At 45.1% G+C, this 18,331-nt stretch carries 10 protein-coding genes, 6 tRNA genes and 3 rRNA genes; 4 read left to right on the top strand and 15 right to left on the bottom strand.

Annotated features, from left to right (window positions below; genetic code table 11):
- Positions 1 to 40 precede the first annotated feature (40 nt).
- Positions 41 to 874, bottom strand: a complete 834-nt coding sequence (gene ppsR / locus OCW38_RS15925) for a posphoenolpyruvate synthetase regulatory kinase/phosphorylase PpsR (protein ID WP_010428412.1) — start codon at positions 872 to 874, stop codon at positions 41 to 43.
- Between the two features lie 178 nt (positions 875 to 1,052).
- Between ppsR and ppsA the strand changes: the two genes are divergently transcribed.
- A complete protein-coding gene (gene ppsA, locus OCW38_RS15920) occupies positions 1,053 to 3,425 on the top strand; it encodes a phosphoenolpyruvate synthase (RefSeq protein ID WP_016769087.1) in 2,373 nt (790 codons plus the stop codon).
- An 82-nt stretch (positions 3,426 to 3,507) separates the two neighbouring features.
- Here ppsA and OCW38_RS15915 read toward each other — a convergent pair whose 3' ends face one another.
- Positions 3,508 to 4,293, bottom strand: coding sequence for a hypothetical protein (locus tag OCW38_RS15915; protein ID WP_010428407.1), 786 nt, complete (start codon positions 4,291 to 4,293; stop codon positions 3,508 to 3,510).
- 66 nt (positions 4,294 to 4,359) lie between these two features.
- Positions 4,360 to 5,730 (bottom strand): serine hydrolase domain-containing protein, encoded by a 1,371-nt coding sequence (locus OCW38_RS15910; RefSeq protein ID WP_261896242.1) that lies wholly within the window; start codon positions 5,728 to 5,730, stop codon positions 4,360 to 4,362.
- A gap of 92 nt (positions 5,731 to 5,822) precedes the next feature.
- Here OCW38_RS15910 and OCW38_RS15905 point away from each other — a divergent pair, with 92 nt between their 5' ends.
- Both OCW38_RS15905 and OCW38_RS15900 read left to right on the top strand, forming a co-directional pair.
- On the top strand, positions 5,823 to 6,797 hold the full coding sequence (locus tag OCW38_RS15905; RefSeq protein WP_010428403.1) for a helix-turn-helix domain-containing protein: 975 nt from the start codon (positions 5,823 to 5,825) through the stop codon (positions 6,795 to 6,797).
- Positions 6,798 to 7,059: 262 nt separating this feature from the next.
- The gene (locus OCW38_RS15900) at positions 7,060 to 8,394 is read left to right on the top strand and encodes an MATE family efflux transporter (RefSeq protein WP_016785945.1); all 1,335 of its coding nucleotides are present in this window, start codon (positions 7,060 to 7,062) and stop codon (positions 8,392 to 8,394) included.
- A 195-nt stretch (positions 8,395 to 8,589) separates the two neighbouring features.
- On the opposite strand, the gene OCW38_RS15895 is transcribed toward OCW38_RS15900, so the two are convergent.
- The 11 genes from OCW38_RS15895 to OCW38_RS15845 form a co-directional block, all read right to left on the bottom strand.
- A complete protein-coding gene (locus OCW38_RS15895; protein ID WP_010428389.1) occupies positions 8,590 to 8,823 on the bottom strand; it encodes an LbetaH domain-containing protein in 234 nt (77 codons plus the stop codon).
- Between the two features lie 206 nt (positions 8,824 to 9,029).
- Positions 9,030 to 9,120 (bottom strand) — tRNA-Ser (locus OCW38_RS15890).
- Between the two features lie 106 nt (positions 9,121 to 9,226).
- A 5S ribosomal RNA gene (rrf, locus tag OCW38_RS15885) occupies positions 9,227 to 9,342 on the bottom strand.
- Between the two features lie 101 nt (positions 9,343 to 9,443).
- Positions 9,444 to 12,337 (bottom strand): 23S ribosomal RNA (locus OCW38_RS15880).
- A 420-nt stretch (positions 12,338 to 12,757) separates the two neighbouring features.
- Positions 12,758 to 12,833 (bottom strand) — tRNA-Val (locus OCW38_RS15875).
- 29 nt (positions 12,834 to 12,862) lie between these two features.
- A tRNA-Ala gene (locus tag OCW38_RS15870) sits at positions 12,863 to 12,938 on the bottom strand.
- A gap of 25 nt (positions 12,939 to 12,963) precedes the next feature.
- Positions 12,964 to 13,039 (bottom strand) — tRNA-Val (locus OCW38_RS15865).
- 25 nt (positions 13,040 to 13,064) lie between these two features.
- A tRNA-Lys gene (locus tag OCW38_RS15860) sits at positions 13,065 to 13,140 on the bottom strand.
- A gap of 20 nt (positions 13,141 to 13,160) precedes the next feature.
- Positions 13,161 to 13,236 (bottom strand) — tRNA-Glu (locus tag OCW38_RS15855).
- A 123-nt stretch (positions 13,237 to 13,359) separates the two neighbouring features.
- Positions 13,360 to 14,914 (bottom strand): 16S ribosomal RNA (locus OCW38_RS15850).
- The 16S, 23S and 5S rRNA genes sit together here with 6 tRNA genes alongside, the layout of an rRNA operon.
- A 604-nt stretch (positions 14,915 to 15,518) precedes the next feature.
- Positions 15,519 to 16,043 (bottom strand): DUF3087 family protein, encoded by a 525-nt coding sequence (locus tag OCW38_RS15845; RefSeq protein WP_016767026.1) that lies wholly within the window; start codon positions 16,041 to 16,043, stop codon positions 15,519 to 15,521.
- Between the two features lie 256 nt (positions 16,044 to 16,299).
- Between OCW38_RS15845 and trmY the strand changes: the two genes are divergently transcribed.
- Positions 16,300 to 16,899, top strand: coding sequence for a tRNA (pseudouridine(54)-N(1))-methyltransferase TrmY (trmY, locus tag OCW38_RS15840; RefSeq protein WP_004733046.1), 600 nt, complete (start codon positions 16,300 to 16,302; stop codon positions 16,897 to 16,899).
- Between the two features lie 102 nt (positions 16,900 to 17,001).
- Here trmY and OCW38_RS15835 read toward each other — a convergent pair whose 3' ends face one another.
- Entirely contained in the window at positions 17,002 to 18,102 is a 1,101-nt protein-coding gene (locus OCW38_RS15835) for a permease (RefSeq protein WP_016767025.1), read from the bottom strand.
- Between the last annotated feature and the right edge of the window lie 229 nt (positions 18,103 to 18,331).

Raw genomic sequence — 18,331 nt, 5'->3', positions numbered from 1 at the left:
CACCGATGAACTTCTCTTTTTAAACACCCTATACCCCTAATTAGAGCAAGCGTCTTCTCAACCCTGTACGCTCCAAGATCCGTGTAGAAATTTCTTCAACTGATAGCGAAGAAGTGTTGATATAAGGTATCGCTTCTCGGCGGAACATCGCCTCTACAGTCTGTAACTCATACAAACATTGCGAATCACTGGCATACTCACTGCCTGCCAATCGGTTCTCACGGATTTCAGTCAATCGTTCTGCATCTATGGTCAAACCAAACAGCTTATGTCGGTAAATCTCAAACTCTGGCAAAAGCTTCAAACGCGCTAAATCGTCATGGATAAATGGGTAGTTCGCAACGCGCAAACCAAATTGCATTGCCATGTATAAGCTTGTCGGTGTCTTACCGCTTCGAGAAACACCCAGTAAGATGATGTCCGCCTCTTCCAGGCCTTTTAAAGTAATGCCGTCATCATGCGCGAGCGTATATTCAATTGCTGCAATACGGTCGAAATACTTAACCGAATCCTTATTTACACTGCGTGAGCGCTGTAATTTAGGAACCGGTGCCATTTGAATATCATCCTGAACCTTTTGAACAATACTTTCCAATACGTCATAACAGTGAGCTTGCGCTGTAAGTAATTTCGCTTTGATATCTGGGATCACAATAGAAAAGAACACTAACGGCTCTAACCCGGTATCACGATACGAAATATCAATCTCTTTTAATAAATCAGAAAGTTTGTCCTCACTTTCCACAAACGGAAAGGTTTTTTCATTGGCTTTGAATGGGAATTGACCTAGAACAACATGCCCTAAAGTCTCACATGTTATGGCCGTTCCATCAGAAACATAGAATACATCACGACTTTGAATATCAATTTGCATTTTTTATTTAATGTTTAAAATTATTTTGAGTAGGATGGTAACCATAATATAGATAATAAAACCCTGCTGACTATTACGTCCCCCACAGCTTTAGAAAATAATTTACATTTTTTTAAACTGATACGTAATCGTTTGCCTTTAAATCCCTACAATGCTTGCTATGTTTCTGGAGAAATAAATGCAAAATAATACCCTATGGTTCAATGGCCTATCCATGGAAGATGTCGACAAAGTCGGCGGTAAGAACGCCTCACTGGGCGAGATGGTTTCTAACCTATCCAATGCTGGTGTTTCTGTACCTAATGGTTTTGCTACCACTTCGTATGCGTTTAACGACTTTCTTGACTACAAAGGTCTTGATGAGCGCATTCACCAACTACTTGATGAACTTGATGTTGAAGACGTTGACGCACTGCGTAAGACAGGTGCAACGATTCGACAATGGGTTCTAGATGCCCCCTTTCCTGAATCACTAGAGCAAGACATCCGCGATAACTACCGCGAGCTGATCGAAGACAACGAAGAATTGTCTGTTGCGGTTCGTTCATCTGCAACCGCAGAAGACCTTCCAGATGCTTCTTTCGCCGGCCAACAAGAAACCTTCCTTAACGTGAAAGGTATCGATGCGGTACTCGAAGCAACCAAGCACGTTTATGCTTCACTGTTTAACGACCGTGCCATCTCTTACCGTGTACACCAAGGCTTTGATCACCGTGGAATTTCATTGTCTGCAGGTATCCAGCGTATGGTTCGCTCAGACAAAGCCTCTTCAGGTGTAATGTTTACGCTTGATACTGAGTCTGGCTTCGACCAAGTGGTGTTCATTACCTCTTCTTGGGGTCTAGGTGAAATGGTTGTACAAGGCGCGGTGAACCCAGATGAGTTCTACGTTCATAAGCCAATGTTAGAAGCGGGTCACTATCCAATCGTTAAAAAGACATTTGGTTCTAAGTTGATCAAGATGATCTACTCAACCAACCAAGAGATCGGCAAGCAAGTTGATATCATCGACACCGATACACAAGAGCGTAACGAGTTCTCACTGAACGATGAAGAGATCAAAGAACTAGCGAAACAAGCGATGATCATCGAGAAGCACTACCAACGTCCGATGGACATTGAGTGGGCAAAAGATGGCATCGACGGTAAGCTTTACATCGTCCAAGCTCGTCCTGAAACCGTATGTTCTCAAAGTGACCAAAACGTTATCGAGCGTTACGAACTAAACAACAAGGCGGATGTCTTGGTTGAAGGCCGTGCTATCGGTCAACGCATCGGTTCAGGCCCTGTTCGCTTAGTTGATTCTCTAGACCAAATGTCATTGGTTCAAGAAGGCGACGTACTGGTAACAGACATGACAGACCCAGACTGGGAACCTGTGATGAAGAAAGCGTCCGCGATTGTGACTAACCGTGGTGGCCGTACTTGTCACGCAGCAATCATAGCTCGTGAGCTAGGTATTCCTGCAATTGTTGGTTGTGGTACAGCGACAAGCAGCCTGAATGACGGCGACACAGTAACAGTGTCATGTTCAGAAGGCGAAACCGGCTACGTTTACAACGGCGAACTCGACTTTGAAATCAAACGTTCTGAAGTTGATGAGCTGCCAATGCTGCCAACCAAAGTCATGATGAACGTAGGTAACCCAGATCGCGCATTCGACTTTGCACAGATTCCAAACGAAGGTGTTGGCCTTGCTCGTTTAGAGTTCATCATCAACAAGATGATCGGCATTCACCCGAAAGCTCTATTGAACTTCGATGCTCAAACTGACGAGCTAAAAGCAGAAATCAGTGAGCGTATTCGCGGCTACAAAGATCCAATCGATTTCTACGTAAGCAAGCTGACAGAAGGCATCGCGACTATCGCATCTGCATTCTGGCCTAAGCGTGTAATAGTACGTATGTCTGACTTTAAGTCGAACGAGTACAGCAACCTAGTCGGTGGTAAAACGTTTGAACCACATGAAGAGAACCCAATGCTGGGCTTCCGTGGCGCATCTCGTTATATCTCACCAGTATTCGAAGACTGTTTCGAGCTAGAGACTCAAGCGATCAAGCGTGTTCGCAACGAAATGGGTCTGAAAAACGTTGAAATCATGATTCCATTCGTTCGTACTCCAAGCGAAGCAGCATCGGTTATCGACATTCTGGCTAAGTTCGACCTTCGCCGTGGCGACCAAGGTCTGAAAGTCATCATGATGTGTGAACTACCATCGAATGCAATTTTGGCTGAAGAGTTCTTGAAGTACTTCGATGGCTTCTCTATCGGTTCAAACGACATGACACAGCTGACGCTTGGTCTTGACCGTGACTCTGGCGATGTTGCACACCTATTCGATGAGCGTAACCCTGCTGTAAAAGCGATGCTGAAAATGGCTATCGACGCGGCAACCAAAGCGGGTAAATACGTGGGCATTTGTGGTCAAGGCCCATCTGACCATGATGACCTAGCGGAGTGGTTAATGGAACAAGGCATCAGCTCTGTATCCCTAAACCCAGACACGGTTATCGATACATGGTTGAAGCTTGGTAACGTAGCAAATAAATAACGCTTAGCGCGAGACCTAAACGACAAAAGCCAGTCACGATGACTGGCTTTTCTAGGTTCTTTGCATGTTAGCAAACTAGGGGTTAGAAGTAGTATCTCACACCAATCCAAGCCTCGGTTTGCCAATCATTCGGCATTGACACACCTTTCACATCAACATCTGCTTTGGTAATGTCATAACGCGTATTCAACCACCAAGTTCTTGCACTGTTCATCGGTACATTTAATGATGTTTTGAAAGAGAAGTTCTGCATATCGATGTCATCGCCAGAAAGATCCTGCCACTCTGGTACTAAAGACACATAGGCGCCAAAGTCACCGAGATGCTTCGCGGTAATCAAACCAAGAGAGTATCCCGTTAAATCATCTTTAGATGAAGTAACACCAGGGATCTCCATGCTACCTGTCATCAACCCTGCTCTTGGAAATACAAGAAATCCACCGGTATAAGCAGGATTAATCGCAACAACCCCGCCAACCGACAACAAATCGTTTTTGATGTTAGTACGCGTATTAATGTAATCTAATGACAGACCCACTTTAGGTGTCGCCTTAGTACCCGTCTCAAATACATGGAAATACTGGACTCTAGAGTTACTGTACTCAGTGCCAAACTTGTCTGGATCGCGAAGCGCTGTGTTACTTTCATCGACAAACGTCGCTTCAGCAAGTAGGGCAAACTGTTGACCGTTTTCTAAACCGCCAGAAACTTGTCCCTGAAATTGGATATCTGAGCTACCGTTCAACATCAATGCAGCTTGAGTATAAACTTTGGTGACATCAGCCGGGTCGATAACACGTTCGGACTCTGCATGTGCAGGCAGCGCTAAACCTAAACTCAAAGGGATCAATAGAGCAAACTTTTTCATTATATATCTCGAAAGTCGTTTGCTTCCTCCTTGAAGCCTGGAACATCCTGTTGGGTTATAAGTAGATTATTTGTCGGCAAGTAGTTTCGCTGCAGAGCGCATCAGTGCCGGGCCTTTATTCTCACCAAAACCTGAGTGGTATGGGTTGGTTGAAAACATCACGCCTACAAAATTACGCTCTGGGTCGATATAGATAAACTGGCCAAGGTTGCCACTTTTCGACATCGCACCGTCATTGAAGATATAATCGAATTGATAAGCGTTGTAGTCGGCCTTTTCGTTAAAAGCATGCACTGAACTACTATCTTTGCTGGTGCCTTCGAAGGTTTTCGGATCGCCACCATTATGAATGCGGTCAATCACCGCTTGTGAGATCACAGGCTCATCAGCAACGGCTTTCCAGCTGGGTGTAAATAACGTTCCCCAACGTGCCATATCTTCTAAGGTCGTCGAAACCAAACCTACCGCGATACCCATTCCATCAGGTGTTAGGTTGATCTGCATAGGCTGACGAGCATGTACCTTAGACCAAACACGGTCTTCAAATACCTCAGTCCAAGTCTTGTTTTCAATGTTTTCGACTAGTTTGGTCAAAACCATGGTATTGATTGAGGCATAGCGGAAATGATCACCAGCTTTCTCACCCTCTAGTTTTTGTGCTCCTTTCGCAACATTCATCCAAGTTTCCATCTCACCGGTTTTAGCTCTTGGTGAATTGAATGATGCGGCGAAGAAACGCACTACGTCAGAATCAGGATTCAATATTGATTCGAGCGTTTCTTCATTGTCTAACGCAGTCGACATGTTGAGCACTTGATGGACAGTGATTTCTTCCCAATTACTCCCTTTTAACTCGGGAATGTAATAAGTAATGTCTTGTTCTGGATCGACTTTTCCCTCTTCAACCAACATTGCGACTACTGCGCCTACTGTCGTTTTCGCTGTTGACGCCCAAACGTGGGTGTCTGTTGGGCTCATGCCAGGGTAAGCCTGATAAACAATTTCACCCTTGTGAATTAACATGAAGCCTTGAGTTCTGAACTGTTCATCCGCTAGATATTGCTCCATCGTCAGTTCACCTTTGGTTTCGGTGTTTACGGTTAATTTAGCAAGGCGTGAATCGATATTTTTAACCAATGGCTTATATTCAGCATTAGGAGCAGCAAGAGCCGTCGGCAAGAATTCACTCATGTGCATGTTGTAGTAGACACTGTGATCACCACCCATTTGCCAATGGAAGTTATTGAAATTTTCACGAGCTGAATCAACGAAACCAGGAGTAAAAGATTGGTGAGCATCTTTTACAGGTAGAGTAACCTGCGCGCCTTCAATCTTAAGCGCAGCTTCTACTGGGTTTTCTGCAAATACAGTCGATGACACAGCAAGCGATGAAATCGTGAGTGATGAAAGAATTAGGGCAATAGGTGTAAGTTTCATGTTCTTCTCCTCTTTGGGTTAGAAGAAGTATATGAAGTTGCGCTACACTTAATTAGGTCATTTGGTGACATTTATAGGTAATACTAACAATAATGAAAGCATCATCGAACATAACTAACATACTATTGAGCTCTACCAGTAATATTGCCCCGTACATTGCATATTGTGACAAGAGATCGCTTGACTGGCGCAGTGTCGCTATCGAGTGCGGTTTACCAATTGAGCTAACACAGTCTAACCAATGGCTCCCTACCCAAGATTTAATTCTTTTTATTCATCGACTTGAGCGTAAGTTTGGTTATTCGATTGGTATTGAAGTTGGGCGAAAAACCTCTCTCGAACAACTTTCACCACAGCTACACCATGAGATAGAGAAATGCATATCGTTAGAACAAGCCATTCGCTGTTTGATCGCTGAAATGCCTAGTTTGAACAACCACGTCACGATATGGACCGAGAAAAAAGATGGCTTGTGGTGGTTATGTCATCGCAGTTGCTATCATCCATCAACCTCTGGATTTGAACAATCCGAATGGTTTAGATCTCTTACAGTGATTACCCTATGCCGTAAGTTTATAGACGACCAGTGGCAACCATCACGCGCTAAACTTGTCTCTACCAACAACGGTGCGCGTCAGTTACCTAAACACTTTTTTAATTCTGATATTCAGTTTGAGCAACAATATGGTGCGATTGCGATCCCACTGCCCGACGACTATCGCGCTATCTCAGAACAAAATAGTACCCAAGATTGGGATCAAGCAGTAAAGACACTGATAAACACTTACTCGACTTTACCTTGGTTCAATATTGAGTGGTTTGCGACCATGCTCGGCATGACAAAACGAACACTACAGAGAAATCTAAAGAGTAAAGGCATTCTTTTTAAAGAAGCCAAAGAACAAGTTCGTGAAACCAAGGCAAAACGGCTACTCGAAGAGACCGACCTTTCAGTTCAAGAGATCAGTTGGCAAGTTGGTTACAGTGATTTGAGCAACTTTAACCGTGCTTTCAAAGGTTGGGTTGGTATCACAGCACCAAGTTATCGGCACAAAGCGAAGCATTAGAAATAGTCGACTTAAAAACCTTTAGACCCAATCCGCCAATATAAAACTCAGAAACAAGATACGACACCGTAAATTTCAATAAGCGAACGCATAAAGTTGCATCGCACAATGCTCATATACCGATGAAACTGTGCAAAGGTAATATCGATAGATCTAATAACAATTATTGGTATCGAGCTGACCTTACGTTATCCTTTACGCAATTCTTCATTGAGAGGTTTGTCACCACAACAAGCCTAACTTCAAGACCGATAAGAGTGTTATGAATTCTACTACCGCAACTCCCTCGCCTTCTCTTGGCCGACAACTCTATACAATGACATGGCCAATGCTATTTGGGGTACTTTCCCTGATGAGCTTCCAACTTGTAGACAGTGCTTTCATTGGCCAACTGGGCGTGCTACCGCTCGCTGTTCAAGGTTTTACACTTCCGATACAGATGATCATCATTGGTATACAGGTCGGGCTAGGAATCGCAACGACCGCGGTAATTGCAAGAGCCATTGGCGCGAATGAAACGCGCTACGCTAAGCAGCTTGGTGGATTAGTGATTGCGATGGGCAGCGTGAGTGTCGCGCTTTTCTCTGTCATCATCTATCTGCTTCGTGGGCCAATTTTACAATTGTTGGATGCGCCACCGACGGTATTACCGATCATTGATTCTTATTGGATCTATTGGCTAGCCAGCTCTTGGACAGGAGCCCTACTCTACTTCTTTTACAGTGTTTGTCGTGCCAACGGTAATACCATGCTGCCCGGTTCAATGATGATCGCGACCAGTATCATCAACTTGATATTGGATCCGATTTTCATCTTTACTTTCGACATGGGCATCAATGGAGCAGCCATTGCGACCATTTTAGCGTTCGGTGCGGGCATCTTTATCGTTGCTCCTAAGGTAACTAAGAAACATTGGATGACATTTGACTGGCACGATCTCAACATTGGTAAGAGTGTTCGCTCCATTGGCAACATCATGGGACCAGCGATGATCAGTCAGCTGCTGCCACCCGTTTCATCAATGTTTGCCACTAAGCTACTTGCTAGCTATGGCACCGCTGCCGTTGCTGCTTGGGCGTTGGGTTCACGTTTTGAATTCTTCTCGATTGTCGCCGTGCTTGCACTAACGATGTCGATGCCACCAATGATTGGACGCATGTTAGGAGAGAACAACCTGATAAACATACGTAAGCTCGTTAAGATTGCAGTCATGTTCGTATTGGGTTTCCAGCTGGTGATAGCATTAGTGACTTGGTTATTTTCGAGCGGACTGGCCAACCTAATGACCAGTGAAAGCGAAGTATCAACGATTTTGAACTATCACCTACTGATCGTGCCTATTAGCTTAGGGCCATTGGGAATCTGTATGCTGATGGTTTCTGTGTCTAACGCTCTAGGCAAGTCTTACACCGCCTTGACGATTTCAGCGCTGCGCCTGTTCGCCTTCTTCTTGCCTTGCTTGTGGGTTGGTTCGCAGCTTGCTGGTATTGAAGGCCTGTTCTGGGGTGCCATGGTGGGTAATGTGCTTGCCGGTACATGTGCTTGGTTTATGTACCAACGCGCACTTGGGCAAGTCGAGGCTAAGCTTTCTAATTAATCAGTTAGCGAACTAAACGGCTTGCCAGCTAAACCGCTATAAAGCTATAAAGCTATAAAGCTATAAAGCTATAAAGCTATAAAGCTATAAAGCTATAAAGCTATAAAGCTATAAAGCTATAAAGCTATAAAGCTATTAAACGAAAAAGCAGCCACTTAGGCTGCTTTTTTAGTTTCAGACTTAAAATATATTGGGTTAGACTTGCTCAAAGTAAGCCAAAAACTCACCGCAATCTTTTTGGAATGGTGGCAATATTTCTGCTAGTGTTTCATCATCCCAATGCCACCATTCAAAGCTTTCTAATCGCTCGGCATAGCTAGGAGCATCAAACCGAGGACGTAGTTGCCAAACGCAATCGAGTATGGCGGTACGCCTTAAGCAGCGGTTGCCAACGAAAACAATCAAGCAGTTCAGGCCCTGCATCAACATAAATGAGTTAATCATTCCATTGTGTCAAAGTACTTCGCCAGCCTAAAACTGCAGTACTTCAGTTTCATTCGGGACCATTTTAAAAGGAAGTTATTTTAAATACCCGAATTCCCTATGCTAATACATGCATTGAAAGATAAACACTTGTTTTCATATGATTTTCAGACAAAAAAAACCCGCTGATTTCTCAGCGGGCTTTTCAATGGTGGTGGAGGGATAGGGATTTGAACCCTAGAACCGCTATTAACGGTTGCCGGTTTTCAAGACCGGTGCTTTCGACCACTCAGCCATCCCTCCAACAAATTGTCATCAATAGATTAGTACACTAATGATGTTGCTAATTGCATACGCAAATAGCGATACCTTTTGTCTTCACTTTTAAAAAAGTGAAAATAAATTTAAAGCCTGGTGATGTCCTACTCTCACATGGGGAAGCCCCACACTACCATCGGCGCTATTGTGTTTCACTTCTGAGTTCGGCATGGAATCAGGTGGGTCCACAATGCTATGGTCGCCAAGCAAATTTTAAAATTCGGAAAACTGTATTTAAAAGTTATGTCTCATCAAACGCATTCAAGGTCTGTCTTTCTATTGAGTCCACAAAACCCCTTGGGTGTTGTATGGTTAAGCCTCACGGGCAATTAGTACAGGTTAGCTCAATGCCTCGCAGCACTTACACACCCTGCCTATCAACGTCGTAGTCTACGACAACCCTTTAGGACACTTATAGTGCCAGGGAAAACTCATCTCAAGGCTCGCTTCCCGCTTAGATGCTTTCAGCGGTTATCGATTCCGAACTTAGCTACCGGGCAATGCCATTGGCATGACAACCCGAACACCAGAGGTTCGTCCACTCCGGTCCTCTCGTACTAGGAGCAGCCCCTTTCAATTTTCCAACGCCCACGGCAGATAGGGACCGAACTGTCTCACGACGTTCTAAACCCAGCTCGCGTACCACTTTAAATGGCGAACAGCCATACCCTTGGGACCGACTTCAGCCCCAGGATGTGATGAGCCGACATCGAGGTGCCAAACACCGCCGTCGATATGAACTCTTGGGCGGTATCAGCCTGTTATCCCCGGAGTACCTTTTATCCGTTGAGCGATGGCCCTTCCATTCAGAACCACCGGATCACTATGACCTGCTTTCGCACCTGCTCGAATTGTCATTCTCGCAGTCAAGCGGGCTTATGCCATTGCACTAACCACACGATGTCCAACCGTGTTTAGCCCACCTTCGTGCTCCTCCGTTACTCTTTGGGAGGAGACCGCCCCAGTCAAACTACCCACCAGGCACTGTCCGTAATCCCGATTCAGGGACCAACGTTAGAACATCAAAACTACAAGGGTGGTATTTCAAGGACGACTCCATCACATCTAGCGACGCAATTTCATAGTCTCCCACCTATCCTACACATGTAGGTTCAATGTTCAGTGCCAAGCTGTAGTAAAGGTTCACGGGGTCTTTCCGTCTAGCCGCGGGTACACTGCATCTTCACAGCGATTTCAATTTCACTGAGTCTCGGGTGGAGACAGCGTGGCCATCATTACGCCATTCGTGCAGGTCGGAACTTACCCGACAAGGAATTTCGCTACCTTAGGACCGTTATAGTTACGGCCGCCGTTTACCGGGGCTTCGATCAAGAGCTTCGACCGAAGTCTAACCCCATCAATTAACCTTCCGGCACCGGGCAGGCGTCACACCGTATACGTCATCTTACGATTTTGCACAGTGCTGTGTTTTTAATAAACAGTTGCAGCCACCTGGTATCTGCGACTCTCGTCTGCTCCATCCGCAAGGGACTTCACTGATAAGAGCGTACCTTCTCCCGAAGTTACGGTACCATTTTGCCTAGTTCCTTCACCCGAGTTCTCTCAAGCGCCTTGGTATTCTCTACCCGACCACCTGTGTCGGTTTGGGGTACGATTCCTTACAATCTGAAGCTTAGAGGCTTTTCCTGGAAGCATGGCATCAATGACTTCACTACCGTAGTAGCTCGACATCGTATCTCAGCGTTAGTAGCGGTCCGGATTTACCTAAACCACCCGCCTACATACTTGAACCTGGACAACCGTCGCCAGGCCCACCTAGCCTTCTCCGTCCCCCCATCGCAATTGTAAGAAGTACGGGAATATTAACCCGTTTCCCATCGACTACGCCTTTCGGCCTCGCCTTAGGAGTCGACTTACCCTGCCCCGATTAACGTTGGACAGGAACCCTTGGTCTTCCGGCGAGGGAGTTTTTCACTCCCTTTATCGTTACTCATGTCAGCATTCGCACTTCTGATACCTCCAGCAGCCCTTACAGACCACCTTCAACGGCTTACAGAACGCTCCCCTACCCCACATACCCTAAGGTACGTAGCCGCAGCTTCGGTGTATAGCTTAGCCCCGTTACATCTTCCGCGCAGGCCGACTCGACCAGTGAGCTATTACGCTTTCTTTAAATGATGGCTGCTTCTAAGCCAACATCCTGGCTGTCTGAGCCTTCCCACATCGTTTCCCACTTAGCTATACTTTGGGACCTTAGCTGGCGGTCTGGGTTGTTTCCCTCTCCACGACGGACGTTAGCACCCGCCGTGTGTCTCCCGGATAGTACTTACTGGTATTCGGAGTTTGCAAAGGGTTGGTAAGTCGGGATGACCCCCTAGCCTTAACAGTGCTCTACCCCCAGTAGTATTCGTCCGAGGCGCTACCTAAATAGCTTTCGGGGAGAACCAGCTATCTCCAGGTTTGATTGGCCTTTCACCCCTAGCCACAAGTCATCCGCTAATTTTTCAACATTAGTCGGTTCGGTCCTCCAGTTGATGTTACTCAACCTTCAACCTGCCCATGGCTAGATCACCTGGTTTCGGGTCTAATCCTAGCAACTGTACGCCCAGTTAAGACTCGGTTTCCCTACGGCTCCCCTAAACGGTTAACCTTGCTACTAAAATTAAGTCGCTGACCCATTATACAAAAGGTACGCAGTCACACCACGAAGGTGCTCCTACTGCTTGTACGTACACGGTTTCAGGTTCTATTTCACTCCCCTCACAGGGGTTCTTTTCGCCTTTCCCTCACGGTACTGGTTCACTATCGGTCAGTCAGTAGTATTTAGCCTTGGAGGATGGTCCCCCCATATTCAGACAGGATATCACGTGTCCCGCCCTACTCGTTTTCACTGATTATGATGTGTCGGTTACGGGGCTATCACCCTTTGTTGCGAGACTTTCCAGACTCTTCACCTGCATCATTAAAAGCTTAAGGGCTAATCCAATTTCGCTCGCCGCTACTTTCGGAATCTCGGTTGATTTCTCTTCCTCGGGGTACTTAGATGTTTCAGTTCCCCCGGTTTGCCTCCTGTTGCTATGTATTCACAACAGGATACTTGCTTATGCAAGTGGGTTTCCCCATTCAGGAATCCCAGACTCAAAAGGTTATTACTACCTAATCTGGGCTTATCGCAAGTTATTACGCCTTTCATCGCCTCTGACTGCCAAGGCATCCACCGTGTACGCTTAGTCACTTAACCATACAACCCGAAAGGGTTTCTATTTGCTTTCACTTTAAAAAGTGAAGACAAATAAGCGTATGGCAACTAACCAAGGTTTTTGGTTGTCATCAAGAAGGGTTAATTCTCAATGACTGTTTGCCGGACTCAATTTACTTTTTGTTTCCACTTTTTAATAAAAAGTAGAATCAAAAAATGAACAATCATTTCTGATCATTCGAATACAAGACACTTGAATGTGTTTGTTGTGTTTATACCGTTCTTATTAAATAAGAGCAGATAAACATTGAGAACTTTTAAATTTGACTTGAATTACTCGTAAGTAATCAAATCAGTCAGCTTTCCAAATTGTTAAAGAGCAAGAGTTTTTCAAGTTTTAAACTTTCAAAACCATTTTTAAAAACTCTCTTCAGACTGTTGTCATCAAAGAATGTTTAAAGATGGTGGGCGATACCGGGCTCGAACCAGTGACCCCCTGCTTGTAAGGCAGGTGCTCTCCCAACTGAGCTAATCGCCCATAAAAGTTTTAATTCCTTATGGAAGGAATGGTGGAGCTATGCGGGATCGAACCGCAGACCTCCTGCGTGCAAGGCAGGCGCTCTCCCAGCTGAGCTATAGCCCCATATTTTTATTTCCTTGGGAGGAAATGGTGGGCGATACCGGGCTCGAACCAGTGACCCCCTGCTTGTAAGGCAGGTGCTCTCCCAACTGAGCTAATCGCCCCAAATTTTATTTCCTTGGGAGGAAATGGTGGGTCGTGCAGGATTCGAACCTGCGACCAATTGATTAAAAGTCAACTGCTCTACCAACTGAGCTAACGACCCTTTTTACTTCTTGAAGGAAGTGGTATCCCGTAGGGGAGTCGAACCCCTGTTACCGCCGTGAAAGGGCGGTGTCCTAGGCCTCTAGACGAACGGGACACTGCTAATTTATCTCTACTTTAAAAAGTAGAAACAAACCTTGAAGAACTTGGGAGTTCTTCATCTCTTTGCTTTTCTAAACCTAATCAATCTGTGTGGACACTCATCGTAAGTATCTTCGTATAAGGAGGTGATCCAGCCCCAGGTTCCCCTAGGGCTACCTTGTTACGACTTCACCCCAGTCATGAACCACAAAGTGGTGAGCGTCCTCCCCGAAAGGTTAAACTACCCACTTCTTTTGCAGCCCACTCCCATGGTGTGACGGGCGGTGTGTACAAGGCCCGGGAACGTATTCACCGTGACATTCTGATTCACGATTACTAGCGATTCCGACTTCATGGAGTCGAGTTGCAGACTCCAATCCGGACTACGACGCACTTTTTGGGATTCGCTCACTATCGCTAGCTTGCTGCCCTCTGTATGCGCCATTGTAGCACGTGTGTAGCCCTACTCGTAAGGGCCATGATGACTTGACGTCGTCCCCACCTTCCTCCGGTTTATCACCGGCAGTCTCCCTGGAGTTCCCGACATGACTCGCTGGCAAACAAGGATAAGGGTTGCGCTCGTTGCGGGACTTAACCCAACATTTCACAACACGAGCTGACGACAGCCATGCAGCACCTGTCTCAGAGCTCCCGAAGGCACACCTGCGTCTCCGCTGGCTTCTCTGGATGTCAAGAGTAGGTAAGGTTCTTCGCGTTGCATCGAATTAAACCACATGCTCCACCGCTTGTGCGGGCCCCCGTCAATTCATTTGAGTTTTAATCTTGCGACCGTACTCCCCAGGCGGTCTACTTAACGCGTTAGCTCCGAAAGCCACGGCTCAAGGCCACAACCTCCAAGTAGACATCGTTTACGGCGTGGACTACCAGGGTATCTAATCCTGTTTGCTCCCCACGCTTTCGCATCTGAGTGTCAGTATCTGTCCAGGGGGCCGCCTTCGCCACTGGTATTCCTTCAGATCTCTACGCATTTCACCGCTACACCTGAAATTCTACCCCCCTCTACAGTACTCTAGTTCACCAGTTTCAAATGCAGTTCCGAGGTTGAGCCCCGGGCTTTCACATCTGACTTAATGAACCACCTGCATGCGCTTTACGCCCAGTAATTCCGATTAACGCTCGCACCCTCCGTATTACCGCGGCTGCTGGCACGGAGTTAGCCGGTGCTTCTTCTGTTGCTAACGTCAAGATGCGCAGCTATTAACTACACACCCTTCCTCACAACTGAAAGTACTTTACAACCCGAAGGCCTTCTTCATACACGCGGCATGGCTGCATCAGGCTTTCGCCCATTGTGCAATATTCCCCACTGCTGCCTCCCGTAGGAGTCTGGACCGTGTCTCAGTTCCAGTGTGGCTGATCATCCTCTCAGACCAGCTAGGGATCGTCGCCTTGGTGAGCCATTACCTCACCAACTAGCTAATCCCACCTAGGCATATCTTGACGCGAGAGGCCCGAAGGTCCCCCTCTTTGGCCCGTAGGCATCATGCGGTATTAGCCATCGTTTCCAATGGTTATCCCCCACATCAAGGCAATTTCCTAGGCATTACTCACCCGTCCGCCGCTCGACGCCCATTAACGCACCCGAAGGATTGTTAGTGTCGTTTCCGCTCGACTTGCATGTGTTAGGCCTGCCGCCAGCGTTCAATCTGAGCCATGATCAAACTCTTCAATTTAAGATTTTGTGACTCAACGAATACTGACTTCAAAACTAATATTCATTCGAAAATGAACATGTAATTCTAAAGCTATTACCCCTCTCTTCTTAAATAAATAGGAACAGAATGGTAATGAATTGACTGTGCCAAATACTTTCTTTCCACAAGAGAAAGTAGTTATTCGTATTGGTCACTCAGTTCATTGAAACCAAAGTTGATTCCGAGGAATCTGTTTTACTTCTCTTAATAAAAAGGGAAGATAAAACGTTTTGATATTCATCAACGAGTGCCCACACAGATTGATAGGTTTAAATTGTTAAAGAGCTTTGCTTATCGAAACTTTCTTTTTACAAAGAAACCCTTGAAAGCGGACGTGAATTCTAGCGATTTAATCTTAAGTGTCAAACACTTTTTAAAATTAATTTCTTTCGAACTTTCCGTCTTACTGATTACTGCTGAAGCCTTGTGGCGTCTACCGTGTCAGTGAGGCGGCATTATAGAGATCATCGAAAACATGGCAACCCCTTTTTTGATAAAAATTCAAAAAACTTGCTTAAGTGGCTACTTTTACGTCAAAAGGCTCTTTCGTAGCTCAAAGCTCATACAATAGTGGGCATATCACTTAAAATTTTGCGATTAAATCTTTCGAAAAAGCCTCTATATCTAGCTCAATGCTCCATTTCTCACTCAGTTCTTGGATGTTATCTAGCGATTGCTGAACTGTTTTTATCGTCAATGTGTTGTTGTCTAGGTCGTATACCTGTTTTTGCGTAGTGTAATAGAAGTAAAGGATAGTTAATGCTTCTCGATCACCTTGCTCAGCTTTCGGTTGAATACGCTTGAGCTTACGATAGATTTGATTGTGAGTTTGTTTAAGGTTCCACACATAAAGCGCCTCTTTAAAGTAATTATGCCCTTTCACACGACTCGCGATAAAGGCATTCAGTACGACTGATAAAATCACCCCGAGTACATTCAAATGGAAATTGCCTGTCGCTTCCCCACTAATAGATCCAGCTAAACCAAAAAGTTCAATCAGAACGCTACCGAATACGATAGCAAACAAGGCGAGTGACCCAACTAACGAAACCAACAGCAGGTTCATCTTCTTTCTATATTCTTCTTTATTGATTTTCTGTAACTTCATCGACTACTTCCTTAAGTAAGTCACCTAATAATTTGCGCATACTATCTACATAAACATTGGGTCGCTTCAACCCTTACCATCTTGTAATGTGGTCATTCTCTATTTAATACGCAGAGTTCTTCTGGTTGGCGCTATAAGCAACTCTATTTGACTTCATTAATAGAAAAGAGTTACATACCGCCACAATTTTGGTTATTCATAAATTCATGTTGATAAAGTCCGTTTAGCTTTATCACATACTGACAAGGTACATTCCATGCGTTCATTTGTATTACGCGCTCGCGCAGCCCCTACAGAGAGCAAACTTATCTTAGAAGGTGTTGGGCAAGATGCTCATACTGAGATTCTGGCTCATACTCTGATGAACACGATCTTCGTTGCTCAATCTCACCGTGAGAATGTCACCGTGCACCTTGTGTTAGAAAGTACTAAAGACTTTTCACGTACCATTACATTCGATTCAAACGAAATCACTAACATTGGTGGCTTCCATGAGTCTGCATTGTTATCTGCGGTAGTAAGAGCGGTTGACGCTTCTCAAGGTATGACAAAAGAACAGACACGTCAGGTTGAACCGGGCATCACTGTTCGTACTATGAGCTTTGAAAAGTTGGTTAAAGAACTGGCAGAAGACCACCAGCTGTACATGATGGATAAGAAAGGCGACTTTATCCGTGACGCAGAGATTGCGGAAAACCCATGTTTCCTTCTAACTGACCATATCCCTATGCCAAAGAAAAGCTACAACAGCTTGAAGCGTTTAGGGACAGAGAAAATCAGCTTAGGTCCAAACATGTTGTTTGCTTCTCAGTGTGTTGTGTTGATCAACAATGAGCTTGATATTCGCGGTTTCTAACCTCCTAGCTAATTATCTAAACAAAAAAAGAGCTCACTTAGTTGAGCTCTTTTGCTTATTTACCTCTCAGTATCGATGGTGTTATCTCGAAATCAGGCCTGATTAACCAAAGATGAAGCTGTATAGGAAGCCTGCACCCATCGCCATGCTTAGGATAACGAATAGGAATGCTGCAATCATTTGATTCTTAAAGATTGATTTAAGCAGGATAACTTCCGTTAAACTTGCGCCTGCACTACCAATGATCAATGCCATTACTGAACCCAACGCCATACCTTTCTGTACTAAAGCTGCACTTAGTGGGATTACCGCTTCAGCACGAATGTACAGTGGAATACCAATCACGGCTGCTACTGGAATCGCATACCACATACCTTCACCAGCGTACTGTGCAATGAGGTCTGTAGGAATGAGGCCGTAGATGAATGAACCAATCGCGATACCCATCATTAGATAAGGGAATACTTGTTTGAAGTCTTTCCAAGTTGAGAACCAAATTCTCATCCAACGGCTAGGTTCTTTCTTCTCTACGATTTCAGCCGTCGCGCTTCCATCCGTTGAGCAGCCTGACACAGTCACTTGTGGTTCTTCTTTTTTCGAATCGCAGCAAGATGTCTCTTTTGCCATTACAGGCGCAGGCTCACCACATGCACTTGTACCACATGAAGATTCCGCTTTAACAGGTACTGCTTTCTTAGGGGCAGAGTCATCACAGCTAGTCCCACAGCTTGAAGCTGAACCTGACGATTCATACGCTTCAGGTTTTACGTAACGCTCAAAGCCAAGCTTCTCAAGTGCGTAACCTGCGACTACCGATACCGTCATTGCTACTAAGAAGTAGAACACAGCCACTTGCCAGCCGAACGTAATCACGAACAAGCCAATGATCACCGGGTTCAAGAGTGGGCTACCGAATAGGAACACCATCATTGGACCAAAACCTGCTCTTGCACGCAGCAATCCTTTTAGGAAAGGAATCGTCGAACATGAACAGAAAGGCGTAATCGCACCCAATAGTGCAGCAACCACATAGCCCTTACCGTTACGTGAGCTCAAGATAGATTGAATCTTTTCTGGCGTAAGAAACTCTTGCAGAATCCCAACAATGTAGCTGATCGCCAAAAAAAGGATGATTAGCTCTACTGCTAAGAAAGCGAACATATCAAGTGCGTCTTTTAGCATTGTTAACATTTCATTGCTCATAATAACTCCAAACTGGATTTAAGGCGGGACTCTATGAGGAAAGTAACTAACCCTTAATTTCGAATATTCTCGAATTATAGAAATAAACAGCTACAGTTCAAGGTTTATTTCGATAAATATCGAAATAAATTTTGGAAAACACTATTTTCCAATGACTTACATAGCCACAGTTTTTAAATTTGAATTGTTCTTATATTTCGACTAACATCGAAATTAAAACTTGAGGGGT

It is taken from the genome of Vibrio cyclitrophicus, from assembly GCF_024347435.1.
GTDB classification, from domain to species: domain Bacteria; phylum Pseudomonadota; class Gammaproteobacteria; order Enterobacterales; family Vibrionaceae; genus Vibrio; species Vibrio cyclitrophicus.
Note: the sequence above shows the minus strand (reverse complement) of the source record. Positions and strands in the feature narration are given on the sequence as shown.